Origin of the sequence: Aequorivita marina (genome assembly GCF_031631895.2) — a bacterium.
Lineage (GTDB): Bacteria > Bacteroidota > Bacteroidia > Flavobacteriales > Flavobacteriaceae > Aequorivita > Aequorivita marina.
The window spans coordinates 90,389-114,487 of the sequence record NZ_JAVMBW020000013.1; the positions used below are offsets into that span (position 1 = coordinate 90,389).

24 protein-coding genes are annotated in these 24,099 nt (G+C 38.2%); 9 read left to right on the forward strand and 15 right to left on the reverse strand.

Translation table 11 applies throughout. The annotated features are described in order from the left end of the window. Position 1: 1 nt before the first annotated feature. The 5 genes from QPK98_RS12760 to QPK98_RS12780 all read right to left on the reverse strand — a co-directional run bounded on the left by QPK98_RS12760 (position 2) and on the right by QPK98_RS12780 (position 5,653). The gene (locus tag QPK98_RS12760) at positions 2-922 is read right to left on the reverse strand and encodes a DUF6268 family outer membrane beta-barrel protein (RefSeq protein ID WP_310993847.1); all 921 of its coding nucleotides are present in this window, start codon (positions 920-922) and stop codon (positions 2-4) included. A 152-nt stretch (positions 923-1,074) separates the two neighbouring features. Continuing rightward, on the reverse strand, positions 1,075-2,382 hold the full coding sequence (locus QPK98_RS12765) for an ABC transporter permease (RefSeq protein ID WP_310993848.1): 1,308 nt from the start codon (positions 2,380-2,382) through the stop codon (positions 1,075-1,077). A gap of 6 nt (positions 2,383-2,388) precedes the next feature. Next, on the reverse strand, positions 2,389-3,315 hold the full coding sequence (locus QPK98_RS12770; RefSeq protein ID WP_310993849.1) for an ABC transporter ATP-binding protein: 927 nt from the start codon (positions 3,313-3,315) through the stop codon (positions 2,389-2,391). Positions 3,316-3,935: 620 nt separating this feature from the next. Then, the gene (gene dnaJ, locus QPK98_RS12775; RefSeq protein WP_310993850.1) at positions 3,936-5,054 is read right to left on the reverse strand and encodes a molecular chaperone DnaJ; all 1,119 of its coding nucleotides are present in this window, start codon (positions 5,052-5,054) and stop codon (positions 3,936-3,938) included. A gap of 2 nt (positions 5,055-5,056) precedes the next feature. After that, complete coding sequence (locus tag QPK98_RS12780; protein ID WP_310993851.1) at positions 5,057-5,653, reverse strand: nucleotide exchange factor GrpE; 597 nt, start codon at positions 5,651-5,653, stop codon at positions 5,057-5,059. Between the two features lie 103 nt (positions 5,654-5,756). Here QPK98_RS12780 and QPK98_RS12785 point away from each other — a divergent pair, with 103 nt between their 5' ends. After that, complete coding sequence (locus QPK98_RS12785) at positions 5,757-6,413, forward strand: YceI family protein (protein ID WP_310993852.1); 657 nt, start codon at positions 5,757-5,759, stop codon at positions 6,411-6,413. 484 nt (positions 6,414-6,897) lie between these two features. Here the strand turns inward: QPK98_RS12785 and QPK98_RS12790 are convergent, their stop codons facing one another. From QPK98_RS12790 to QPK98_RS12800, 3 genes are all read right to left on the reverse strand, one after another. Next, positions 6,898-7,803: a TIGR01777 family oxidoreductase gene (locus QPK98_RS12790; protein ID WP_310993853.1), complete on the reverse strand. Its 906-nt coding sequence runs from the start codon at positions 7,801-7,803 to the stop codon at positions 6,898-6,900. Between the two features lie 206 nt (positions 7,804-8,009). Further along, positions 8,010-8,678, reverse strand: coding sequence for a tRNA (5-methylaminomethyl-2-thiouridine)(34)-methyltransferase MnmC2 (gene mnmC2 / locus QPK98_RS12795; protein ID WP_310993854.1), 669 nt, complete (start codon positions 8,676-8,678; stop codon positions 8,010-8,012). Between the two features lie 5 nt (positions 8,679-8,683). After that, positions 8,684-9,199: a DUF4920 domain-containing protein gene (locus QPK98_RS12800; protein WP_310993855.1), complete on the reverse strand. Its 516-nt coding sequence runs from the start codon at positions 9,197-9,199 to the stop codon at positions 8,684-8,686. Positions 9,200-9,310: 111 nt separating this feature from the next. Here QPK98_RS12800 and QPK98_RS12805 point away from each other — a divergent pair, with 111 nt between their 5' ends. Next, on the forward strand, positions 9,311-10,381 hold the full coding sequence (locus tag QPK98_RS12805; RefSeq protein ID WP_310993856.1) for a branched-chain amino acid aminotransferase: 1,071 nt from the start codon (positions 9,311-9,313) through the stop codon (positions 10,379-10,381). 73 nt (positions 10,382-10,454) lie between these two features. Here the strand turns inward: QPK98_RS12805 and QPK98_RS12810 are convergent, their stop codons facing one another. Both QPK98_RS12810 and QPK98_RS12815 read right to left on the reverse strand, forming a co-directional pair. Beyond that, a complete protein-coding gene (locus tag QPK98_RS12810; protein ID WP_310993857.1) occupies positions 10,455-10,841 on the reverse strand; it encodes a pyrophosphohydrolase domain-containing protein in 387 nt (128 codons plus the stop codon). 359 nt (positions 10,842-11,200) lie between these two features. After that, the gene (locus tag QPK98_RS12815) at positions 11,201-13,240 is read right to left on the reverse strand and encodes a dipeptidyl-peptidase 3 family protein (RefSeq protein WP_310993858.1); all 2,040 of its coding nucleotides are present in this window, start codon (positions 13,238-13,240) and stop codon (positions 11,201-11,203) included. Positions 13,241-13,387: 147 nt separating this feature from the next. Here QPK98_RS12815 and QPK98_RS12820 point away from each other — a divergent pair, with 147 nt between their 5' ends. Next, positions 13,388-14,443: an SRPBCC family protein gene (locus QPK98_RS12820; protein WP_310993859.1), complete on the forward strand. Its 1,056-nt coding sequence runs from the start codon at positions 13,388-13,390 to the stop codon at positions 14,441-14,443. After that, positions 14,444-14,815: a fluoride efflux transporter CrcB gene (crcB, locus tag QPK98_RS12825; protein ID WP_310993860.1), complete on the forward strand. Its 372-nt coding sequence runs from the start codon at positions 14,444-14,446 to the stop codon at positions 14,813-14,815. Here crcB and QPK98_RS12830 read toward each other — a convergent pair. Then, positions 14,812-15,417, reverse strand: coding sequence for a DUF1684 domain-containing protein (locus QPK98_RS12830; RefSeq protein WP_310993861.1), 606 nt, complete (start codon positions 15,415-15,417; stop codon positions 14,812-14,814). The two genes, crcB and QPK98_RS12830, sit on opposite strands and share 4 nt — an antisense overlap. Before the next feature lie 376 nt (positions 15,418-15,793). Continuing rightward, positions 15,794-16,237 carry an Lrp/AsnC family transcriptional regulator gene (locus QPK98_RS12835; RefSeq protein ID WP_310993862.1) on the reverse strand — a complete coding sequence of 148 codons (444 nt, stop codon included), beginning with the start codon at positions 16,235-16,237 and terminating at the stop codon, positions 15,794-15,796. 120 nt (positions 16,238-16,357) lie between these two features. Between QPK98_RS12835 and QPK98_RS12840 the strand changes: the two genes are divergently transcribed. Then, positions 16,358-16,753 carry a hypothetical protein gene (locus QPK98_RS12840; RefSeq protein WP_310993863.1) on the forward strand — a complete coding sequence of 132 codons (396 nt, stop codon included), beginning with the start codon at positions 16,358-16,360 and terminating at the stop codon, positions 16,751-16,753. A 77-nt stretch (positions 16,754-16,830) separates the two neighbouring features. After that, complete coding sequence (locus tag QPK98_RS12845; RefSeq protein WP_310993864.1) at positions 16,831-17,448, forward strand: hypothetical protein; 618 nt, start codon at positions 16,831-16,833, stop codon at positions 17,446-17,448. Here QPK98_RS12845 and QPK98_RS12850 read toward each other — a convergent pair whose 3' ends face one another. The 3 genes from QPK98_RS12850 to QPK98_RS12860 all read right to left on the reverse strand — a co-directional run bounded on the left by QPK98_RS12850 (position 17,449) and on the right by QPK98_RS12860 (position 21,900). Then, positions 17,449-17,907, reverse strand: a complete 459-nt coding sequence (locus tag QPK98_RS12850; RefSeq protein WP_310993865.1) for an RES family NAD+ phosphorylase — start codon at positions 17,905-17,907, stop codon at positions 17,449-17,451. 2 nt (positions 17,908-17,909) lie between these two features. Next, entirely contained in the window at positions 17,910-18,410 is a 501-nt protein-coding gene (locus QPK98_RS12855; RefSeq protein WP_310993866.1) for an Xre family toxin-antitoxin system antitoxin, read from the reverse strand. 64 nt (positions 18,411-18,474) lie between these two features. Then, a complete protein-coding gene (locus QPK98_RS12860) occupies positions 18,475-21,900 on the reverse strand; it encodes a methylmalonyl-CoA mutase family protein (protein WP_310993867.1) in 3,426 nt (1,141 codons plus the stop codon). A gap of 164 nt (positions 21,901-22,064) precedes the next feature. On the opposite strand from QPK98_RS12860, the gene QPK98_RS12865 reads away from it, so the two are divergent. The 3 genes from QPK98_RS12865 to QPK98_RS12875 all read left to right on the forward strand — a co-directional run bounded on the left by QPK98_RS12865 (position 22,065) and on the right by QPK98_RS12875 (position 24,098). Then, positions 22,065-22,994: a T9SS type A sorting domain-containing protein gene (locus QPK98_RS12865; RefSeq protein ID WP_310993868.1), complete on the forward strand. Its 930-nt coding sequence runs from the start codon at positions 22,065-22,067 to the stop codon at positions 22,992-22,994. Between the two features lie 84 nt (positions 22,995-23,078). Then, complete coding sequence (locus QPK98_RS12870) at positions 23,079-23,792, forward strand: DUF4197 domain-containing protein (RefSeq protein ID WP_310993869.1); 714 nt, start codon at positions 23,079-23,081, stop codon at positions 23,790-23,792. Positions 23,793-23,915: 123 nt separating this feature from the next. Further along, entirely contained in the window at positions 23,916-24,098 is a 183-nt protein-coding gene (locus QPK98_RS12875) for a Lacal_2735 family protein (RefSeq protein ID WP_310993870.1), read from the forward strand. Position 24,099: the final 1 nt, after the last annotated feature.

Consider the following 24,099-nt stretch of genomic DNA (forward strand, 5'->3'; position numbering starts at 1 on the left):
TTTAATATTTAAATTTAAGTCCGACCCTAAAATAAGGCGAATTTTCGGTATTAATCTTATAAACTTTTTTTCCTTTGCCGTCTTCAAATCTAAAATCGTTGTAAACAGAGTGTGCGGCATAGCCATAAAACAATAAATGTTCGGTAAAATAATGTTCATAACCCAAGCCCAGAAGGCCAACAGTGGTTTGAATGCTCTCGGCAATTTTCCCATCTTCACCTTGATCTACCAAAGGTTCAAAATTTTGCTGAATATTTGCATAAACATTGTCTAAAGTGGCAAAAACCTGTAATGCATCTTTATGGTTATTGTTTAAATAATGACGAAGATTGGATTTTGGCACTCCAAGCGTATAAGTCCAATTGGGGTGAAATTCTTTATAATAATTGAAAATAGGCAACGGATACCATCGTCCTGGAACGTTAGAATAACTAAGCCCGGCTATAATACGGTAGGACTTTTCATCTTCGGGCACATTGTCCGTCATGTCTTTTACAGCATATATTCCGCCTTGGTATATTAGGTCGTCATTTATCATTTTTCCTTCAAAATCACTTTGAATTTTCACACCTGCCTTAACTCCAAAACGCCAGTTTTCATTGTGTTTCCACACATACCCCAAATAGGTATTAATTTGTTGTACGGAACCAATGAGGTTTTGGTTTAAAGCGAAAACATCTTCCGCATCCTTTATGTTTATGTCTACATATCGATATTCAAACCCCACTACAAGCATTTTGTTGTGCTCTTTATCCAAAGGAATAGGGGCCTGTACCAAAGCGCGGTATCGTTGCAGGGAATTATCAGACTTTGAATACGGCAAGTTTAGGTATTCAATACGCGCTAAATCTGTGGTTTGCGCCGACATCCCAAAGACCATTAACATTAAGAAAGTTATAATAAAATAATTCCCTTTAGTCATATTGTGATTTTATAGTCTGAAAAGGATTGTTTGATGCGTTTAAAAAATAGATTTTGAAAATAGATTTTGGATTAACTAGAGCAGTTTTAATTACATTAATTTCTATCAACGTAATCTAGCTGAACTTATTTCATTATGAACACGAGTTTTACTTAATATTTAAGCCATTTAAAAATCTCTTTATACGAAGGCTTTTTACCATACATTAAAATTCCTACTCGGTATATTTTTGCAGCAAACCAAACCATACCAATAAAGGTGGCGAAGAGGATTACTACCGAAACAATTTGCTGCCACAACGGCACCCCAAAAGGAATACGCATTAACATAACTACTGGTGAAGTAAAGGGTATGTAAGAGAATACCTGTGAAACCGTGCCATGCGGATTATCGATAACCGTAAAGAACCCTACATAAACGGCTAAAATTAAAGGCATTAATATTGGCATCATAAATTGTTGCGTATCTGTTTCGCTATCAACGGCAGCACCTACTGAAGCATATAGCGAGGCATATAACAAGTAACCGCCAATAAAGAAAAGGATAAACATTACTATTAAATTAGTTACTGGCAAATTGTTTATTTCCAGCATTATGCTTTGCATCATTTGTTGGGTTCCACCGTCTATCCCTTGCTCTAACACTTGAGCCGAGGGTGATCCGGCAGCAGGATCTATTCCAAAAATAGACGTTACAGTAGTCATCAAAACCAAAATTAGAACCACCCAGATTAAGAACTGCGTAATCCCAGCTAGCGTTGTTCCAAATATTTTTCCCAAGAGCAGTATTCGCGGCTTTACTGACGAAATAATCACTTCAATTATTCTGCTAGTTTTCTCTTCAATTACGCTTCGCATTATCATATTTCCATAAATAATGATAAACATAAAAAGCAAATATCCTGCGGCGCCACCAAATATCAATTTAAGTCCCGAGCCTAGCTTTGAGGTTTCTTGCCCGCCAAAAGTTTCTTGATTTGCCCGAATGTCTATATGAAGCTTTTTTATGGTTTCGGAATCTATGCCTTCTTGCTTCAACTTCATGGTATTCACTTTCCGTTCAAGCAACTTATTAATATCGCTCATCAATGAAAGTGAGGGTGAATCTGTAGAGTAAAACGTTATTTTCTTTGAGAGATCTTCTAAACGATCAGTTTTCGGAATATATAAAAAGCCATAAATTTCATCGGTTTCGGCCTCTTTTTTGGCTTCTGAAAAGCTTTTGTTTTCCAGAATATTATACTGCAGGTGCGGCGTGCTGTTGAATTCATCAACAAATAACCCGCTATCATCCAAGACTACAATATTCCTAACGGTATCATTGTTTAAACTGGACAAGTAAGCAACCAAGGCAAAAATACCAACGAATATAAGCGGACTTAAAAAAGTCATTACAATAAACGACTTATTACGAATTTTGGTAAGATATTCCCTTTTTATGATAATAGGAAGGTGGTTCATCGTTAACTAGTTTTTTTGAATGGTTTCAATAAATATGTCGTTAGCCGAAGGTATAACCTCCACAAAATGGGTCAGTTCTCCTTGGGCAGTCAAGTAGTTTACCAGATCATTGGTAGCCATTGAGTCTGGAACTTTTACCTTGTACTGCAATTCGTTGTTTATACTTTTAAAGGTAGCCGGAAATATTTCAAACTTCTCTTTTAATGAAGCTGTTGTGGCAATGTGATCTGGGGTTTGCAGACCAATTTCGAAAATATTGTTTTTATATTGCCGTTTAATATCCACTAGTTTTCCGTCCAAAATTTTATTTGATTTATGGATCAACGCAATATGGTCGCACATTTCTTCAACAGATTCCATTCGGTGAGTAGAGAAAATAACGGTTGCGCCATCATCTCGAAGCTTTAGTATTTCGTCCTTTATTAGGTTTGCATTTATAGGGTCAAAACCACTGAAAGGTTCGTCAAAAATCAACAATTTTGGATTGTGAAGCACAGTAACCACAAATTGGATTTTTTGTGCCATTCCTTTTGAAAGTTCCTGAATCTTTTTATCCCACCAGTCACCAATTTCTAGCCTATCAAACCAATATTTTAAACGCTGTTTGGCTTCTTGTTTAGAAAGTCCTTTTAATTGCGCTAGATAAAGGGCCTGCTCCCCTACTTTCATCGATTTATACAACCCGCGCTCCTCTGGCAGATACCCAATATATTGAATGTGATTGGGCTGTAAAGCTTCGCCATCTAAAATAACAGCGCCTGTATCTGGCATGGTTATTTGATTGATTATGCGTATTAAGGTTGTTTTTCCCGCACCGTTAGGACCTAACAACCCAAAAATGCTTCCTTTTTCTACCTCGATAGATACATTATTTAATGCTTTATATCCACCGTAGCTTTTAGAAACATTGTTGACTACTAAAAGTTTTTCCATAGGGTTTATTTGAAGTATGTAAATATATTGAATTGAACGTCGCCGCAACTTCTACAGAGAAAGTTTTATGATTTTTTTACAAAAAAAATGGGTTTAAATTAAATATTAATCGAATGTCCGTAATGCATCATAATATTTAACCTACATCAAAAGGATATTATTAAACCAGTCCTGAAAGGGCGAAAACATCGTAACATTGGGCAAGGCCCGGTGGGGCAAACCTGTGACACACAAAGCCCCGAAAAGGCGTAATACATGTCGCCCTTTCAGGGCTGGCCTTAGACCGGTTATGTGCAGAAAAGCTGTTAGATTTTTTGATAGGGCGTTGCCTTATCTTATGGTTCGCTGCCCGATCAGGACATAATTATTTTCAATATCTAAAAAGGTTCGCTTGCAGACGCAATAATTAACCCATAATTTGAACCGACCAATGATATTTCTGATCGCGGATATTCATTAATGCTAATAAGAAACTTTGGGAATAAGCCTCATAAAATGCAAAACCCACCCAAAAAATAAATTCTTGGGTGGGAAAAAAAATTGCTATGAAAAAGAAAAATATCACTTCTAAGACGAAGCGACTCTTCAAATATATAGAAAAATATCTATTTAACGTTTAATTAAGAGAACATATCTTTTACTTTTTCAAAAAACGACTTGTCTTCTTTCTCGGGTTTAGGCTCAAAATGCTCGTCATCACTCATTTTTTCAAAAAATACGCGTTGTTCTTTTGACAGTGATTTTGGTGTCCAAACGTTAACATGAACTAGCAAGTCACCCGTTCCGTAGCCATTAATACTTGGAATTCCTTTATTGCGAAGGCGTAAAATCTTACCGCTCTGCGCACCAGCATCAATTTTTATACGAACCTTTCCGGTAACGGTTTCAATTTCCTTTGAGGTTCCTAGAGCCGCATCAGAAAAACTGATGTATAAATCGTAGTGCAGATTATCTCCTTCCCGCTGCAAGGTAGCATGTGGTTTTTCCGTAATTGCCACCAATAGATCGCCCGGTACTCCATCACCTGGAGCATCGTTACCTTTTCCTGAAACTTTTAACTGCATGCCATCTACAACACCAGCCGGAATTTTAATAGAAACAGTTTCTTCGGTCTGCAACATACCCTCGGCATCTGCATTAGACGGTTTATTTTCAACAACCTGCCCAAGACCACCACAAGCATTACATGTGGCTGCAGTTTGCATACGCCCCAAGATTGTATTTTGGATTCGGGTTACCTGGCCTTGCCCATTACAGGTAGCACAAGTTTTATAAGTGGTTCCTTTAGCGAGTTTTTTGCGCTTTACCTTTATTTTTTTCTCAACCCCATTGGCTATTTCTTCTAGCGAAAGTTGTACGCGAATTCGAAGGTTACTTCCTTTAACGGTTCTGCGGCCACCGCCTCCAAAACCGCCACCACCAAAACCGCCGCCAAATGCGCCACCAAAAATATCTCCAAACTGACTAAAGATATCGTCCATGTTCATTCCGCCACCGCCGCCAAAGCCACCACTTCCATCAAAGGCTTGGTGACCAAACTGGTCATATCGCTGACGCTTATTAGGGTCGCTTAAAACCTCATAAGCTTCCGCAGCGTTTTTAAACTTGGCTTCTGCTTCGTGATCGCCCGGGTTTTTATCGGGGTGATATTTTAATGCTTTTTTTCTGTAAGCTTTTTTAATCTCAGCCGCTGTAGCGGTCTTTGAGATATTTAAAACTTCGTAATAATCTTCCTTCATACTTATTGTCCTATAACTACTTTTGGATAGCGGATGATCTTATCACCAAGGGTATAGCCTTTTTCCACTACATCAATAATTTTACCTTTTAATTTTTTCTCTGGAGCAGGAATCTGAGTTACCGCTTCATGTGAATCTGCATCGAACGTATCGCCAGTCTTCACCTCCATCATTTCCAACCCTTTAGATCGTAATGTTTCGCGAAGCTTATTGTTAATAAGACCAACCCCCTTAAAATGACTGTCGTCTTCCATTGATTCAATCTCTTTTAAGGCACGTTCAAAATCGTCCAATACCGGAAGCAAGGAGCCAATAACATCTTCCCCTGCCGTTTTAAACATTTCAACACGTTCGCGAGAGGTGCGTTTTTTATAATTCTCAAATTCCGCAAATAGTCTTAAATAGCGTTCCTTTTCGCGTTGAAATTCATCTTGTAATTCTGAAATGGCATCGGTAACGTTTTCTTCGGCAACCTCCTGCTCATTTCGTTTGGTATCTTCCAAAACCACTTCTTCGTGGTCTGTTTCTTTATTTTTATCGTTTTTGCTCATAATAGCGTTTCTTTCATTTTTTTCAGAAGGGAGCAAAAGTACTGCCATTTGTGCTAAAATGTCAAAATGTCACAGGATTTAATTTAATAATTATTTAAGAGAAACTGCTTTTTATAAGACTTATGTTTGCAGCCTATTTATAAAAACTACTATGATGAAATCAACAACTTTAAAAATTACCATGCTTGCCTTTTTGGCAGTTGGCGCATTTTCTTGTAAAAATGCAGAAAAAGAAACCGAAACTGTTACCGAAAAAGCGGCCGAAGCAACCGAAACGGCAGTTGAATACAAGGTAGATACCGATGCCTCACAAATTATGTGGGAAGGTTCAAAACCTACAAAAACACACAACGGAACAATTGCGTTATCTTCAGGAACCTTTCATGTAAATGAAGGCGCAGTAGAAGCCGGGAATTTTGTGATTGATATGAACTCAATTAACGTTGAGGACTTAGAAGGTGACGGAAAAGCTAACTTAGAAGCGCACTTAAAAGGTACTGCTGAAGGTAAAGAAGGCGACTTTTTTAACGCAAACAAATACCCAACTGCAAAATTTGAGATGACAGGTATTGAAAATAACGTGGTAAAAGGAAACCTAACCATTAAAGACAAAACCAATGCCGTTGAATTTCCAGCAACCGTAACTATGGAAGGTGATAAAATGACACTTAAAACTGAGAAATTTGAACTAGATAGAACAAAATGGGGCGTAAATTATGGTTCAAAATCTATTTTCCCTAATCTAGGCGATAAGTTTGTTAGCGATGCTATGACTATTACGCTTTCATTAGTTGCAACAAAAGCATAACACATACTACTTGAAGTTTAAAGATTTCAAGAAAATAACATCATGCAAAAAGAGAGTCGAAAATTCGGCTCTCTTTTTTTGTTATTGCAATAACATCAAATTATGTTTTTACTTATAAACCCTCCTAAGAGAAATTGTCTTCAAGCTAAGTAGAATCTACCCTTAGAATAAGCTAATAAGGTTGGCATAGCTGTCACTACATCCACTTTACGAAGCTAATAAGATTGGGATATCTGCTTCCACACTAATTATACGAAGTTAATAAGGTTAAAAGCTCTTGAGTAAAAACCTTAGTATCTTAGTAACCAAAAATGTTAGCACTAACAAAACCTTATTACCTTAGTAACGACAAGCAAACAACTACCTGTTCAAACCTTATTACCTTCTCAACCAGCAGGCTTCAAAATAGAATATTGAATGACCGTAGCACAGATTTCTTCTTACTAAAGCTTACATTAGACCCGAAAGATTAGTATCAATAACACTATAGTAAATCCTGCAAAGCGTTCTCTAGGTTGTAATATTTAAATTGGTATCCGAGTTTTTCGATTTTTTGAGAACTAACCAATTGTCCTTCCAATACCAAAATAGCCATTTCGCCCAATATAAGTTTTAAAGCGAAAGACGGTATATTGGGTAACCACAGTGGATTGTCCATTTTTGAAGCAATCATCTTTGTCATTTTTTTATTCTGAACCGGATTTGGCGCGACTGCATTGTATTTTCCCTCCAATTGATTTGTCAATAAAAAGAGGTATATGCCAGCAATATCTTCAATATGAATCCAAGACTGCCATTGATCACCACTTCCCAAGGGAGCACCAACCCCCAATTTTATGGGTTTTACCAGCATAGGAAAAGCGCCGTCGTCTTTTGCCAAGACCATTCCCGTTCTTACCATACTAACCTCCATACCCAGTTGCTTAAACTTTACGGCTGCGTTTTCCCAAGCTACAACAACTTCTGCCAGAAAACTATCTCCAACCTCAGCATATTCTTCAGAATATAGTTTGGTTTTAGAGTTGGGATAAATATTTATACCGCTTGCAGAGATGAAGTGAACAATATTATGCTCAATTTTTTGAAGCGTATCATAAATTAGATTCATGGATTCAACCCGGCTATCTACAATAATTTTTTTATAGCTATCTGTCCATCGTTTAGAAATGGATGCTCCCACTAAATTTATAATGGCTGTTGTATCTTTAAAGGCGTGAATATCTATCTCACCCGCTTTAGGATTCCAATAATAACCTTGATACATTTCCGAGTTTTCAATCTTTTCTTTACTGGTAGTTAGATAGTTAACAGCAATATCATTCTGGTGGCATTGCTTTACCAATTCACTTCCAATAAGCCCCGTAGCCCCAGTTATCAGTACTTTTGTCATAATATTCTAAATTTAGAAATTCAAGTGGAAAACGCAAAGCACCTTAACGCAAGATTGTGAATTCACAACAAATAAAACTGATATAAGCCTACTTCAAAAAAATCTGTTTTATATAAGTAAGAGTTCGGAAGTTGTAGCGAAAGTTTCAAGAATTAGAGCGTCAGAAAAAATGATAGAAGGGTTATCCTCTTCATAAAATAGACGTCTTAAGACTTTGTAGCCCGCATCATTTCTTTTTTACCTGGTGGTCCAGGAAGACGCTCAACAGTAAAACCGACTGATTGCATGGCTCGCCTAGCATTGCCATTAGCGGCATAAGTTACCAAGATGCCTTTTGGCTTCAAAGCTCGGTACATTGTAGCAAAAATGGCTTCTGTCCAGAGTTCTGGTTGCACGCGAATTCCGAAGGCGTCAAAGTAGATAATATCAAAGTTACTTTCCGTAGTTATTTCTTGGAAAGTCTTTTTTTGTTTTAGTAATGTAAAGGTATCGGAAATCTGTATTGATTCTTCCCATTCGCTCTTGTGAAGCGCTAAGAATTTGGCTTCAGGGACCTCGAGCATTTTAGGGTAATTCATTTTTTGGTATTCTTCGGCACCCAATGGATACGCCTCTACACCCGTATAATTAATGTTCAGCCCATGTTTTTCAGACTCTAGATAGGTGAGCAGTGCATTTAAACCTGTACCAAAGCCAATTTCTAAAATGGAAGCCTTGGCAGTATTGTTTGCTGAAAACCAATAAAAAAGACCTTCTTTTATAAAAACGTGAAGGGCTTCAGCTATTGCACCGTGCTTAGAGTGGTACTGTTCGTCCCAATCTGGAATATGCAGGGTGTAAGAGCCGTCGCCCGTCTTTAGAACTGTGCGTTTCAAGGGCTTTATTGTTTTTCCACTTCTGGAATAAGTACACCATCAGCTTCAAAAGCAAGGGTGCGTTTTGGCGTAGTGATTTGTGCAATTTCCGCTTCAGATTTACCGCCATCTTCAGCATAATGGCGTTGGTCTTCCACGCTCATTTCTTCAACAAATGCCTTACCATTTACAATAATTTCTTGGTCTGAAATATCTTTAGGCATAAAAAAACCATAGTCCTTAAACCTTACCATTGCTTGGTCTTCACCCATATCAAGATACATCCAACATCCTTTTTTCTGGCAAACCTCCTTTACTTTAGAAGAAAATTTCACTGCAATAGTATCGCCTGGCTTTAGGTTTTTATACTTCTCAACCATTTCCGCTTCGGTCATTACCATTTCATCAGAAATTTCATCACCAAAAGTTTGATAATTTACGGCAACCTCCTCAGTTTCAACAGCAGGAGATTCTTCTGTTTTTTCGTTCTTACAGCTAAAAAGGACCAATGACAAGGCCAGTATACTTAAAAATTTATTCATAGCGGTTATATTAATAGGTTATTGATCAGTAACGTATTGCAAGTTTAATGAATTTTTCAATTTTATATGGTGTAAATTTTGCCTATTTTTACGGAATAAATGTAATTACAAATGAATTCTTCTACAACATCAAAATTAAGTATAGATAAAGTTAAATCTTCTCGAATTGGAGAAGTAGATTTCGACAACCTTGTTTTCGGAAGCACTTTTACAGACCACATGTTTGAGTGTGATTATAAAGATGGCGCTTGGCATAACCCAACTATCAAGCCTTATGGAAATTTATCAATCTCGCCAGGAGCTAAGGTTTTCCATTATGGGCAAGCCGTTTTTGAAGGCATGAAAGCCTATAAAGATGAACAAGGAAAGGTGTGGCTATTTAGACCGGAACAAAACTTTGAGCGCATCAATAAATCGTCTAAGCGAATGGCAATCCCTGAATTTCCACGCGATATTTTCTTTGAAGCGTTAAACACCTTAATTAGAATGGATAAGGAATGGATTCAGCCCGGGCTTGGAAATTCGCTTTACATTCGGCCTTTTGTTATGGCAACACAAGTTGGTGTTTCGGCCTCGCCTTCAACAGAATACAAGTTTATGATTTTAACAACCCCCGTACAAGCCTACTACACGGGCGATGTTAGAGTTATTATTGCCGATCATTACAGCCGCTCGGCAAATGGTGGAGTTGGCGCAGCAAAAGCTGCCGGAAACTATGGCGCACAATTTTACCCTACCAATCTAGCGCGTGAAAAAGGATTTCAACAAGTTATCTGGACTGACGATAGTGAGCATAAATACTTGGAAGAAGCCGGAACTATGAATGTGTTTTTTAGAATAAACGACACCTTAATAACTGCACCAGTAAGCGATAGAATTTTAGATGGTGTAACACGAAAAAGTGTTATTGACATTGCAAGGCACAATAATATTGAGGTGGAAGTACGACCTATTTTAGTTTCTGAATTAGTGAAAGCCGCCAAAGACGGAAGCTTAAAAGAAATTTTTGGAGCTGGAACTGCAGCCGTTATAAGCCCCGTAAGTGCTTTTAGCCATGAAGAAACCGTGTATGAGTTAACCAAACCAGAAGACAGTTACTCCACGCAATTTAAAAGTGAACTTATGAATATTCAGCACAACCTTATTGAAGATCCGTTTGATTGGCGATATGAAGTTGTTTAGAATGAAGTAACAAATTACAAACTCCAAATTCCAAAAAGTTAAACCCTTGGAATTTGGAGTTTTTTATTCTGCATTATTTTTCAAGTATTTCTTGAATATTCGGTTGAAAATAATCAGGTCCTTTTAACACCTTTCCATCTTCCCGATAAATTGGTTTTCCATCTGCTCCAAGCTTACTCATATTACTGCGTTGGATCTCGTTAAAAACTTCTTCAATTTTATGCTGCATGCCGTGCTCTATTATGGTTCCGCATAGAATGTAAAGCATATCCCCAAGCGCATCAGCAACTTCAACCATATCATTGGTATTGGCGGCTTCAAGGTACTCCTCGTTTTCTTCGCGCATCAGTTTATAACGCAATAAGTTTTTGTTTATTCCAAGATTGGCAGTGGGAACTTCTTTCTTTCCTAGGCCAAATGCTTCGTGAAACGCAGTAACTGCGGCAATTTTATTCTTCATAATTATAAATTCAGAGGGTTATCTTTTAAATTACTATTGTATTTTTGACGATTGTAAAATTACATCAATATGTTTAGTACAGGCCAATTCGTTTTTGCCATTTTATTTTTTCTTGCTTTTATCGTTATTATGTTTTTTAGCTATCGCGGCGATAAAAAGCTCCATAAAAAATATTACAAAGGAAGTATATGGGTGCTTCTATTTTTTATAGTTTTTGTATTGTTCCTAATTGGGATGAAGCTATATTTTCAGCCGTAGCATACAGCCTGAAACAAAGATAGAACTTCACCCGAAAAAGAATTTTAACAAAAAAGCGCTTCAGTAACCTGAAGCGCTTTTTCTATTTCAATAACAGCATTTTAATTTACCGCTGGCAAATTGCTATAGTTTTTTGAATAATAAAGCATCTGCTCAGTAAAATCCTTTGACTGCTCAACACTAAAGCTTTCAATCTCACCATTGTCATCCATTTCTGGCACAAGCATTGGATTAACAAAACCACTATAAGGAGCTGCTGTAAACTGTTCGTTACGCTTTAAAATCTCCTTGTGCAGCTCTTGATCAACTTTTACACCGTAGTCTTCAACCAAGGCTTCAACAGCGGCATAGTCTCCCTCACTTTTAATGCGTTGTGTCTCGCGAAGTAACTGCCCAAACAAATCGTGTAATTTGTCATAATCATTAATATTGTAATAGGTTTTCCCGTCACGTGTTATTTTTTCAATCACGTTATCAGCTTTTCCTTTTTCATAAGCCCAAGCAGAAACCCATTGGCGGTTACGCATGTGCGCCTCTTCAACATCATCTCCAAGGTTTAAACGAATTAACTGCGTCATCAACCCATTACGGATGTAACCGTCATAAGCTGCCATTCCAACCTTTTTCCAATCGTCAACCAAACCTAGTTCCTGTAGTTTTGGATTGTATAAATAGTAGAGTCCAACCAAATCTGCACGACCTTCTTCTAAAGTAGAAGCATAGTTTTTCAGTGTTTCTTTGGTTTCGCCTACACCTGGGTTTAATTGCCCCGAAGCGTGCCCAATTACTTCGTGAAGTGCGGTGTGAAGTTTATCAGCCTGTTGCCCGTATTTTTCCTCCAGTTTCAGTTCTTCTTCATCATTTACAAACTCCTTCAATCTACCCGTGCTTCCTGCGTTGTTATAGGCTTCAATAATATTTCCTAGGGAAACCGATTTACTTCCTACAGCTGCACGAATCCAGTTGGCGTTGGGTAAATTCACTCCAATAGGTGTACTTGGCGAAGCATCGCCTGCTTCTCCTGCAACGTTTACTACTTTATACGTTACACCTACCACGTTTTTCTTTTTATGCGCTTCCATTAATGGAGAATTGTCTTCAAACCATTGTGCATTTTCAGAAAGAACTGCCATTTTTTCCGACATATCAAAGTCCTTAATCTGAACGATAGTTTCAAATGAACCTGTATAGCCCAACGGATCGTTATAAACCTCAATAAAGCTGTTTATATAATCAATATTACCTTCGGTAGCTTTGGTCCAAGCTACGTTGTAATCATCCCAAGTTTGAAGATCTCCAGAGTTGTAATACTCAATTAAAAGACCAATGGCATCTCCCTGCGCTTGGTTTTCGGCAACAGCTTGTGCTTTTTCAAGCCATTCAGTTATTTTGTCTATTGCAGATCCATATAGCCCTCCAGACTTATACACCAATTCTTTTAGTTTTCCATCTTCCTTAACCAGTTTTGAGTTCAATCCAAAAGAAAGTGGTTTTTTAGGATTAGGAGATTTCTTGCTTCCATAAAAATCCGCAACATCTTTATTGGTAACATTAGGCCCGTAAAAATTTACAGCACTTTCAGCAACATTATCAACGCCTTTTGCTTGATTTACTTTTTTAGAGTCTTTATCGTTAAAGATTACATCAAAAGCTTCACCTTCCAGTTTTGTATTGGTATCTGTTAAAAGTTGTTTTAGGTAATCTGAAGAAAAATCTGGCTTCAATTTAGCATTGGAATAATGATGGTGAATACCATTGCTAAACCAAACACGCTTTAAGTAAATTTCAAAATTCTTCCAATCTTCAGTAGCTTTATCACCCTCATAGTTCGTGTAAATATTCTCTAGGGCCTTTCTGATTGTAAGGTTATGGCGATAATTCTGGTCCCAAATAATATCTCTACCTACAAGCCCAGCTTGGGTAAGGTAATATACCAGCTTCTGTTCTTTTAATGTAAGTTGTTCCCAGCCCGGAATTTGATAACGCAAGATTCTAATATCAGAAAATTGTTCTACATTATAGTCAAAATCGGTAGTTTCAACGGTTTCTGTTACAGCTAGGTCTTTTTCCTCTTTATTTTCGTTACAGGAAAAAAACAGCAAGCCAGACAATACCATGGCAATTAAAAAGCTATTCTTCATCTTAAATATTTTATTGATTTTTGCAAATGTACTAAAATATTATGGCGGATATTAAAATAGACCGCTTGAAACAAGATTGTAGGCTTTGATGTTAAAAAGGATCAATGAATTTTAACTATCTTAGCATCACGAATCAACACCTAGCAAATGAAAATTATAAAATACTTACTCTTTCTTATTCTTATTATCATTATTGGCAGCGCCATATACCTTGGCACTAAAGACGGCACCTATGATCTTCAAGATACTACGGTTATAAATGCTCCCCCAGAAGTTGTATTCAACAAAGTAAATAACTTTAAAAGCTGGGAAACTTGGAACCCGTGGAAAGAAGAAGATCCAAATCTGAATTTTTCATATGCCGAAAAAACTTCAGGCGAAGGTGCTTCCCTCACATTTAATGGAGACAAAAACGGATCAATAACTACAACGAAGGTTATTCCGAATAAGGAAATTGAGCAAGAAGTTATAACCAAAACTTCCTTGGGCGAACGAACTTCCACAATGTATTGGAGCTTTGATGAATCTGGAAACAGCACCACAGTAACTTGGGGTTTAAAAGGCGAGCACACTTTGGTTGATAAGGCCTATCAAACAATAAAAGGGTCAAACCATGACTCCTTGGTTCATAAAATGAACATTATTGGCCTAAATAATTTAACGGAAGATGTTTTAAAAGACATGGAAAAATACGCGATCAATGTTGATGGCGTTACCCAATATGGCGGTGGGTATTATATGTACACCACCTCCGTTGCAAAACAAAATGAGCTGGATTCAAAAACAAAACCAATGATGCAGGAAGTCATGGGTTTTGTTAACAAGAATAACCTTAATATGGCCGGAAAGCCCTTTACACTTTACAACCAAATTGACGACGCTAATAATACAGTTATCTTTTCAACTGGGGTACCTGTAAAGGAACAAGTAATTACTCCAGAAGGAAGCCCGGTGGTTTGTGGCTTTATGGAACCGGTTACAACCGTCAAAACTACTTTAAAAGGCGATTACAAGCACTTACCTGAAACCTACCTTAAGGCTAGAAAATATATGGAAGCCCAAGATTTACAAATAGACCCAGACAGAAAAATGTTTGAAATTTATATCACAGACCCCGAAGCGGTTGTAAATCCTGCAAATTGGGTTACTGAAGTATATATACCAATACTATCTGAAAAAGAACCTGTAGAGGAAGAAATTTAAATGAAGCAGCTAGCACTTGTTTTTATTGGAGGAGGATTAGGAAGTTCATTGCGATATGTGTTTTCGCTATATCTAAACGATTTTAAAAATGGGGTTCCATACGGCACGCTTCTCGCCAATATTTTAGGAAGTCTTTTTATTGGGTTTATATTGGGGCTCGCCCTAAAAAACGATACGCTTTCACAAAACACAGTGTTATTTTTGGCTACAGGGTTCTGTGGCGGATTTACAACTTTTTCCACATTTGCGTATGAAAACCATCTCTTTTTAAAGGCTGGCGATTTTATGTCGTTCGCACTTTACACCCTCGCTAGTTTTGTAATTGGGTTTACAATGGTGTTTTTAGGTATGTGGTTGGTCAAATTGCTTTAAGGCATCTGGTAGGCCTTTACCCCTGCCTCAATCCGTACTAAAATATCGTTTTCTTTTGGTGGTATTGGGCATGAGTACCGCGCACTATACGCACAATACGGGTTGTACGCCTTGTTAAAGTCAATTATAATAGTGTCGCCCTCCGGGATTCGTTGATCTAAATATCTACCACCTCCGTAAGACCCATCGCCACTGGTTAAATCGGTAAACGGAAAAAACAGATAGTCCTCGTACCCCGGTTCGTCATAGGGCTGCGTACTTTTAAATAAACTTACCACAAAATTTTTTCCTTCCAACGTAAAGTGTGCTTCGCCGTATTTTACATACTCTGGCAAGCGGTCCGTAGAAGTAGGCATTAAAAATGGTTTTTCATTTGGCGTTCGCACAAACCTGGCTTCCACACGGTATTTTAAATCTATTGGATAAAACTCCAGTCCTTCAAAGACTTTAAAATCTTGGGGCTCTAAAATTGAGGTTTCCGCATTTGTATATTCCTCATTTAGTTTTTCTTGAGCAGCCTGATTTTCGGCAATAAGATCCACATTCTGGGCAAAGAGTAATGTGTTTAGCAATAGAAATAAAAGTAAGAATAGCTGCTTCATGATAGGTTTTTCGTAAAAGTAAAAAAGAAATTTATATCGGTATCGTAATATAGCAATAAAGTTACCCCTTATTCCCAATTCCGATGCTTGATTCGCTCAGTGTAATGTCATGACTCTTTTTTATAATAATATAGTAGTGTCCGATTAAAATAATTAAAAAACCACTTGTTTCAACAATAGTAAGCTTTTAGAATATCATTAAAATATAACACCTTGCTATTGAGATTCCAATAAAGGATAAACATTTTAAAAATATGTATAACGAAATTAACTTAATTATCAAGCCTTTACAATTCTAGTCGTATGTCGTTAGTCATTTAGCGAAGCGGTCGTACATCTTTGTCGGACACTAATGATAATAATAGTAAGCTCTACATTATTTCACCGGTTTTAAATCGTTGTTTTTAACTACGTGTGAAAGTACAATTTGCGTTTTTGACTCTCCATAAATGATCAATTGGTCTATAAAAGCCTCCAAATGTTTTTGATTTTTTAAAACCACTTCCATTACAATGTTTTCATTACCGGTAATTCGGTAACAATTAAGCACCTCATCATAGGTTTTCACTATCTCAAGAAAAGGCCTCAACTTCCCCATAAATGCACGGAGTGTAATTATAGCCTTAAACTGATACCCTGCCTCAAATGGCGACACTAATGTATTGTAGCCATGGATGATTCCTGAATCTTCCATTTTTTTAATTCTTTCGGAAACAGCGGGCGAACTTATACCAACTTGCCTCCCTATTTCAGTATTGGGTTGCCGAGCATTTTGCTGCAGACAATTCAAGATTTTCCAATTCAACGCATCTATACTCATGATTAAAGTTTATTTTATATTTAACATCATAATTAAAGCAAATATAGCGATTCACTTTAATATCAATTGCAGAAACCCATTTCTAGTCCTTAAATTTGATGTGCTATAAAAAAGAAGGAAATGTCATCGCATTCGTTTAAAAACAATTCACATTCGGCTATTTACAACAAGGCCTTGGATATATTTTCATTGAGCAGAAGTATTTCCAATTATCTTATTCAAGATTTGGCACACCTTCAAAGCAATGGAAGTGAGGACCCCAACATCTACTTTACGGGCGATATTGTACAACAATCTGTTTCGCTTGGCCCAGAAATACTCAAAGCCGAAAGTCAACCGTTTTCTGAAGAAAAGCATAAATACGCAGCTTCGGTAATGCGACTTTCAAACTTGCTATATAAAAACTGCGAACGTTTGGAACGCGTAAATAGCAACGGGAAAGATTTTTTACCGCTACTTCGCAACGAACTCCAAAAATTTAGAAAGCTACAGCACACCTGGAGGCTTACCCTCTAAACGTATTGTTTCGCACTACCGTATTTTCTTTCAAAATCCATTTCATATATTTGTATAGTTTCTAAACACCTATCAATATGTTTGATAATGAAGACGATTTTGACCCCATGGAGCGGCGCAATCACTTGCAGAAAATGCCTTTATACATAAAAGCCAGAGAATTATCAGAACTGGTAAGGCATTTGGCGCAATCTGTGGAAAACACCGACATTGAATTTAAGCGGAAAGGCGAAAAGGAAATGCTGGAGCACACCTTAAGCTTTTTAAGAAAGAACTCTATGATAATTCCCGCTAAAATTGCGGGGGCCGTTGGCGTAGATCTCTATGACATAAAAATGGAAAATGCCGCTATTATCCGAAGCGCAGCCCGAGAGCTTATAACCGATGCCCGAGGCATACAAATGCACGGCTTTAAAGACACTGAATACCTAGACCTTCTGCGAAAAGAAGTGGATGAATTCCGGATTCTTTTTGCCGAATGGGTAAAAACCTTTGACCCGTGGAATTATAGCATTGATCGCTGGGGCCTATTCAATCCGCCGGGTATAAACTATGATGACCACGATCCTGACGATGACGTTCCTTTTGATATGGGCGAACTTTCAGATGAATTTTTTGGCGATACTGAAGACGATGATGATAATGATGACGAAGAAGATTTTGAAGAAGACGATAACGACGATTCCAAGGAGTAACTAGCGCAGCAATCGCGGGTCTAAATCTATTTTATCGGTCTTTATAACCTTTAACTTCCCAAAATCGGCATGTAACGGATTAATCAAAATATTATTTTCCTGGGGCAAGACCGCCGAAGGAACCCGCATTGCTAAGCTTTCGCTCTTTTTAAGCCAGCTGGAACCTAATAGCTGAAGTTGGCTAACCGCAGCCTCTGTAGTCCATTTCGGCTTTATAAAGTCGAGCGATTGAATGTTCTTTATGGAAGAATCTGGAATTTCAATCATGATATACGAATATTCCTCAGGAAGCTCAGCATATTCTACATGTACGATAATTTCCAACAAACTTAAAGATAGGTTTTCGGCAAAATAAAGTAATGCATCCCCAGGTTTATTCCATCGGCCACCGTACAACCGTGCTCCCTCGCCAGAAAGATCGTCAATATAGTGTGTTTTTGCAATTCTATAGATCCGCACAACTAAGAAGGTATTCCATGGGCAATACGCCCCATCATGTTCTTAACGTACTGGATACCAAAACGGGTATCTAAAAAATCAAGCGGCTTTTGGCCATTAAAAATGTATGGCGTAGAGTGCAACCACTTTCTGAAGTTATCTAAGGTTTCAAAAACGCTTATACCTTCCGAAACTACTTCGGCAATTTCAAAAAGCTGTTCGGTATTTGAAACAGATAAAAAATCATCATCTGCCTTTCGTTGAAGCGTACGATGCGAAACACGCAAAAGATCACTTAACTTATCCATGGAAATGCCCAGCACCTCACACACCGAATAAACCACACTTTTAGGAAGCCCTCTTCTGGTAATGCGAATAAGATCTATATCACTATTTACAACCTGGCCTACCTGACCTACACCCCCTAAAACCCCGACAATTCTATCAAAAGGGTTCTCCAGAAGATAAAACACCTCTGGCTCCTTCAGTAAATCAACATCATTATTGTTTGTATATTTTTTCATAATCACGACAATTATCCCAAATATACGTATTTTTGTCGTAATTTAAAAGCCGTACTCCATCTTTTTACATATTTCGTCTATATTGGCCTCCAACTTCAAACAATGCCTCAGTAATTTGCCCCAAGGAACAAACCTTTGTAGCTTCCATAAGTTGCTCAAACATATTTTCGTTTTGAATTGCGGCATTCTGTACTTTTTCAATTGAAGCGCTTGCAGAATCCTCATACATTTTATGGAGGCTCTCTAAGGTTTCAATCTGTACCTGCTTTTCTTCTTCGGTTGCCCGTATTACTTCATCCGGAAGAACCGTTGGCGAACCTTTACTGCTTAAAAAGGTATTTACCCCAATTATTGGGAATTCACCATTGTGTTTCAAGGTTTCATAATACAAACTTTCTTCCTGAATCTTACTGCGTTGATACATGGTTTCCATTGCCCCCAAAACACCACCACGCTCCGTAATACTATCAAATTCTTTCAAAACAGCTTCTTCCACAAGATCGGTCAATTCTTCAATAATAAACGACCCTTGAATTGGGTTCTCGTTTTTAGCAAGACCCAACTCCTTATTGATTATCAGCTGTATAGCCATTGCACGGCGTACACTCTCTTCTGTTGGCGTGGTTATGGCCTCATCATAAGCGTTAGTGTGCAACGAGTTGCAATTGTCATAAATAGCATACAGTGCTTGCAGCGTAGTACGGATATCATTAAAATCAATCTCTTGCGCGTGCAATGAACGTCCGGAAGTTTGAATGTGGTACTTTAGCATTTGCGCCCTCGGGTTTGCGCCGTACTTTTCCTTCATGGCCTTGGCCCAAATTTTACGCGCAACCCTGCCTATTACCGCATATTCAGGATCTATTCCGTTACTGAAAAAGAAAGAAAGGTTTGGTCCAAATTCATTGATGTCCATACCACGGCTCAAGTAATATTCTACATAGGTAAACCCATTAGAGAGCGTAAAGGCAAGCTGCGTAATAGGATTGGCACCGGCTTCTGCAATGTGATAACCGCTGATGGAAACCGAGTAAAAATTCCTGACTTTTTTCTCAATAAAATATTCTTGGACATCGCCCATTAAACGCAGCGCAAATTCCGTTGAAAAAATACAAGTGTTTTGTGCCTGATCTTCCTTTAAAATATCGGCCTGTACCGTTCCGCGCACCTGTTGAAGGGTTTCATATTTTATCTTATTGTAAACCTCGGCATCCAACACCTGGTCTCCAGTTACGCCAAGAAGCATCAACCCTAAGCCGTTACTGCCTTCAGGAAGTTTTCCGTGATATTTAGGGCGCGCTATCCCCTTTTTCTTGTAGATTGTATTGATTTTCTTTTCAACCTCAGCCTCCATTTCATTTTCAACAATGTACTTCTCACAGTTTTGGTCTATAGCGGCATTCATAAAAAAGCCCAATAACATGGGTGCGGGCCCATTAATGGTCATACTGACCGAAGTCATAGGGTGGCTTAAATCAAAGCCGGAATACAGTTTTTTGGCATCGTCCAGGCAGCAAATGGAAACCCCGGCATTACCAATTTTTCCGTAAATATCGGGCCTGTGGTTCGGATCGTTTCCATATAAAGTAACACTGTCAAAAGCAGTGGAAAGCCGTTTTGCGGGCAAGCCCATACTTACGTAGTGAAAACGCCTGTTGGTACGTTCTGGACCGCCTTCACCGGCAAACATACGGGCGGGATCTTCCCCAGTTCTCTTAAACGGATATAAACCCGCCGTATAGGGAAACTCCCCTGGTACATTTTCCTGAAGCACCCATTTCAGCACATCGCCCCATGCTTTATATTTTGGCAGGGATACCTTGGGAATTTTGGTATGGGAGAGCGATTCAGTCTGTGTTTCAATTTTAATTTCCTTGCCACGGACCTTAAAGCTGTATATGGGATTGTTATATTTTTCCACTTTATCGCTCCAGTTCGTGATTACCTCCCAATTATACGGGTCTAGGTTTAATTTTTCACGATCAAATTCAGCGAGCAACAGCTTTAATAGATCTTGGTTTTCTTCAGAAGTATTTATGGATTTTAGCAGAATTCCACTTTTGTCAAGCTCCGGTTTTTCGCCTGAAACAGATTCCATGGTTTTGTAAATGCCGTATAGTTTTTGAGCTACTTCGGCTTGCTCCAAGGCTTTTTTATCATAAGCTCTGTTGTTTTCCGAAATTTCAGAAAGATAGCGTGTCCGTGCTGGTGGAATAACAAAAACCTTTTCCTCCATTTCTTCCGAAACATGGAAATCACTATTTAGATCGGCTTTGGTTTTTTCTGCAACTTCACCCATTATAGCCTTATACAGCTTATTCATTCCTGGGTCGTTAAACTGCGAAGCAATAGTGCCATAAACCGGTAATTCGTCATGCGGCGTATCAAACAACAGATGGTTTCGTACGTATTGTTTCTTGACATCGCGCAGGGCATCTAAAGAACCCCGTTTGTCAAATTTGTTGATGGCTACCAAATCGGCAAAATCAAGCATATCAATTTTCTCAAGCTGGGTTGCGGCACCAAATTCTGGTGTCATAACGTATAACGACACATCGCTGTGTTCAATAATTTCGGTATCGCTCTGCCCTATTCCCGAGGTTTCAAGAATAATTAAGTCAAATTCCGCGGCTTTTAATACCTGAATGGCCTCGGCCACATATTTTGAAAGGGCAAGATTGCTTTGTCTGGTTGCCAAGCTACGCATGTAAACGCGGGGTGAGTTGATGGCGTTCATACGAATGCGATCCCCCAGCAAGGCACCTCCCGTCTTTCTTTTAGAAGGATCAACGGAAACAATACCGATGGTTTTTTCGGGGAAATCTACCAAGAACCGACGCACCAGTTCATCAACCAGCGACGATTTTCCTGCGCCGCCCGTTCCTGTAATACCTAAAACTGGGGTTGTGGATTTTTTGTTCTTAACATGGATTTTATCTAAAGTTTCTTTTGCGACTTCCGGAAAGTTTTCCGCAGCCGAAATAACCCGGGCTATTGCGCCTATGTTTTTATTCGGAAGCTTATCAACCTCAGCATTCAAAGTATCGCCTATGGCAAAATCAGCGGTTTTAACCAAATCATTTATCATTCCCTGTAACCCAAGCTCACGGCCATCATCCGGGGCATAAATACGGGTGATACCGTACTCCATTAACTCCTTTATTTCTGAAGGCAGAATAACGCCGCCGCCGCCGCCGAATATTTTAATATGCCCCGCCCCTTTTTCCTGAAGCAGATCGTACATATATTTAAAGTACTCATTATGCCCTCCTTGGTACGACGTCATGGCAATTGCATTGGCATCTTCCTGTATGGCGGTATTTACAACCTCCTCTACACTACGGTCATGCCCAAGGTGGATAACCTCAACCCCTGTAGATTGAATAATGCGCCGCATGATATTGATGGCGGCGTCATGACCGTCAAAAAGCGAGGCCGCGGTTACAATACGAACTTTATGTTTAGGTTTATAAGGAGCTATCTTTTGCATAATGTAATTTACTTATATATTTATGAAGCACAAATTTAGCAAATACTCACGAAGATATTGATTTCAGTCTAAAATGATTTTAATAAAAACTGAATTTCTTATTTACATTAAATCATTTTTTTTGTATATTGCAGGAGAATATTTAAATCTAAAAACTTAAAATTATGAAAAAACTTTACATTTTAGCATTTCTAGTAGGTGCTTTTAGCATTTCATCGCAGGCCCAAGTTGACGTTGAGGATGATTTTGAATCTTATACTTTAGGACCTATCTCACCTCAAGCATCACATTGGAGGTCATGGTCAGGAACTTCAGCTGATGATGGTTTGGTAGTAGCATCACAAGCACAATCAGGTTCTCAATCATTATTAATTCCAGATGACGAGACTACAGATAATATTCTACTATTTCCTTATGGAGCTGACGAAGGGTTTTATACAGTTCAATTTTCTGCATATATACCAACTGGACAATCAGGATATTTTAATATGCAAGCAGCTTTAACTCCAGAAGGAGATGAGTGGCAGCAAGCTTTGATGGGTGGTAATGTATATTTTAACTGTGACTCTTCCTCAGGTGGAACTGGTGGGGTTACAGGAGTAATTGACTGTACTGCTTTTGACCAAGTATTTACTTATCCAGAATCAGAATGGTTTCAGGTTAAATTACTTTATGATATAGACAACCAAGTTTGGGATATGTATATTAATGGAACTCAGGCAATATTTGCACAACCATTTGAATTTGGAGACCAAGAATTCGAAGTTTTGGCTGGACTAGACTTCTTTTCAGCAAGTATTACTAACGAGATGTACGTTGATGATGTACTACTATATGTTGGTATCTTAGGTACAGACGATTTAGCTGAAAACACTTTTAGCGTGTATCCTAACCCAGTAAAAGATGTTCTAAACATTCAATCTAAAACTTCTATTGACAATGTTACTGTTTATGACGTTTTAGGAAAAGTTGTTCTTCAAGCGAACCCTGGAAAAATTTCTCCAGCTATTAACACGAGCAGTCTTGCCAGTGGATCTTACTTGGTTAAAATAACCAGTGGAGACACTTCTAAAACAATCAAGGTTCTTAAATAAGAACTTTTTAAATCTTTTATTACAAAAAGACCCTTCAATTTTGGAGGGTCTTTTTATATTTGGAAAAACTAAAACCCAAAACCCATGTGGATTAAAAAAGCCCTTCTATTTTGCTCGTTATTTATTGTCATTTCTTGTGCCGAATTACAAGAAGTGGTCAACACCCTTCCAAACCAGACCGGTGTTGGAATGAACTCCACCCAAATAGCAAACGGGCTGCGCCAAGCCTTGGATAAGGGTATTGAGAAACAGGTAAGCAAATTGACCCAAACCGATGGTTTTTATAAAAACCAACTGGTTAAGATTATGCTGCCTGAAGAACTGCGAAAAGTAGATCAAACCCTACGTGATATTGGCTTGGGAAGCTTGGCAGACGAAGGCCTAAAGATTTTAAACCGCGCTGCCGAAGATGCAGTAAAGGAAGCCACACCCATATTTGTAGGCGCCGTAAAAGATATAAACTTTAACGATGCAAAAAACATACTGCTTGGACCAGACAACGCAGCAACCAGTTACCTGGAACAACGCACCAATACCGCGCTATATTCAAAGTTTAACCCGGTGATTAAAAACTCCTTTTCTAAAGTGGGGGCAGACCAAATATGGAGCAACATCATTAACAGGTACAACGCCGTTCCGTTTGTAACAAAAGTTAATCCAGACCTAACAGATTACGTCACTAACGAAGCTCTTAATGGCGTATATACAATGATTAGCGTTGAGGAAAAAGATATTCGCAATAATATTTCTGCTAGAACAACAAATCTTCTAAGACAAGTTTTTGCGCTTCAGGATTAAAATATCCTTGTAATTTAACAGTATTGGCACCAGTTGTGACACTATTATGATAGCATTAACCACGTATTAATAATAAATTTAGGTTTCCAAACTTATCTTTGCTAAAAAGAAAAGCAAAAGAAGATGATACGCTGGTTTCAGAAAAAATCAAAAGTTGAAAAACTAAAGGCTAAATACACCTATTTAATGAAGCGGTCCTACGAAACCTCTTTAAAGAATGCGGAAAAAAGCGATAGGTTTCAACGCCAAGCGCGCCAACTTTTTCAAGAGATAAACTATCTTTCACTTCAACAAGGCGACAAATAGT

What these genes read in the sequence shown, in the direction of transcription:
- QPK98_RS12835 (WP_310993862.1), bottom strand. Translation starts at nt 16,237, where the DNA reads ATGAGTATAGATGCGTTGAATTGGAAAATCTTGAATTGTCTGCAGCAA.
- QPK98_RS12765 (WP_310993848.1), bottom strand. Translation starts at nt 2,382, where the DNA reads ATGAACCACCTTCCTATTATCATAAAAAGGGAATATCTTACCAAAATT.
- QPK98_RS12770 (WP_310993849.1), bottom strand. Translation starts at nt 3,315, where the DNA reads ATGGAAAAACTTTTAGTAGTCAACAATGTTTCTAAAAGCTACGGTGGA.
- QPK98_RS12800 (WP_310993855.1), bottom strand. Translation starts at nt 9,199, where the DNA reads ATGAATAAATTTTTAAGTATACTGGCCTTGTCATTGGTCCTTTTTAGC.
- crcB (WP_310993860.1), top strand. Translation starts at nt 14,444, where the DNA reads ATGAAGCAGCTAGCACTTGTTTTTATTGGAGGAGGATTAGGAAGTTCA.
- QPK98_RS12810 (WP_310993857.1), bottom strand. Translation starts at nt 10,841, where the DNA reads ATGAAGAATAAAATTGCCGCAGTTACTGCGTTTCACGAAGCATTTGGC.
- dnaJ (WP_310993850.1), bottom strand. Translation starts at nt 5,054, where the DNA reads ATGAAGGAAGATTATTACGAAGTTTTAAATATCTCAAAGACCGCTACA.
- QPK98_RS12840 (WP_310993863.1), top strand. Translation starts at nt 16,358, where the DNA reads ATGTCATCGCATTCGTTTAAAAACAATTCACATTCGGCTATTTACAAC.
- QPK98_RS12815 (WP_310993858.1), bottom strand. Translation starts at nt 13,240, where the DNA reads ATGAAGAATAGCTTTTTAATTGCCATGGTATTGTCTGGCTTGCTGTTT.
- QPK98_RS12865 (WP_310993868.1), top strand. Translation starts at nt 22,065, where the DNA reads ATGAAAAAACTTTACATTTTAGCATTTCTAGTAGGTGCTTTTAGCATT.
- QPK98_RS12760 (WP_310993847.1), bottom strand. Translation starts at nt 922, where the DNA reads ATGACTAAAGGGAATTATTTTATTATAACTTTCTTAATGTTAATGGTC.
- QPK98_RS12875 (WP_310993870.1), top strand. Translation starts at nt 23,916, where the DNA reads ATGATACGCTGGTTTCAGAAAAAATCAAAAGTTGAAAAACTAAAGGCT.
- QPK98_RS12805 (WP_310993856.1), top strand. Translation starts at nt 9,311, where the DNA reads ATGAATTCTTCTACAACATCAAAATTAAGTATAGATAAAGTTAAATCT.
- QPK98_RS12780 (WP_310993851.1), bottom strand. Translation starts at nt 5,653, where the DNA reads ATGGCAGTACTTTTGCTCCCTTCTGAAAAAAATGAAAGAAACGCTATT.
- QPK98_RS12830 (WP_310993861.1), bottom strand. Translation starts at nt 15,417, where the DNA reads ATGAAGCAGCTATTCTTACTTTTATTTCTATTGCTAAACACATTACTC.
- QPK98_RS12790 (WP_310993853.1), bottom strand. Translation starts at nt 7,803, where the DNA reads ATGACAAAAGTACTGATAACTGGGGCTACGGGGCTTATTGGAAGTGAA.
- QPK98_RS12845 (WP_310993864.1), top strand. Translation starts at nt 16,831, where the DNA reads ATGTTTGATAATGAAGACGATTTTGACCCCATGGAGCGGCGCAATCAC.
- QPK98_RS12855 (WP_310993866.1), bottom strand. Translation starts at nt 18,410, where the DNA reads ATGAAAAAATATACAAACAATAATGATGTTGATTTACTGAAGGAGCCA.
- QPK98_RS12785 (WP_310993852.1), top strand. Translation starts at nt 5,757, where the DNA reads ATGATGAAATCAACAACTTTAAAAATTACCATGCTTGCCTTTTTGGCA.
- QPK98_RS12870 (WP_310993869.1), top strand. Translation starts at nt 23,079, where the DNA reads ATGTGGATTAAAAAAGCCCTTCTATTTTGCTCGTTATTTATTGTCATT.
- QPK98_RS12820 (WP_310993859.1), top strand. Translation starts at nt 13,388, where the DNA reads ATGAAAATTATAAAATACTTACTCTTTCTTATTCTTATTATCATTATT.
- QPK98_RS12860 (WP_310993867.1), bottom strand. Translation starts at nt 21,900, where the DNA reads ATGCAAAAGATAGCTCCTTATAAACCTAAACATAAAGTTCGTATTGTA.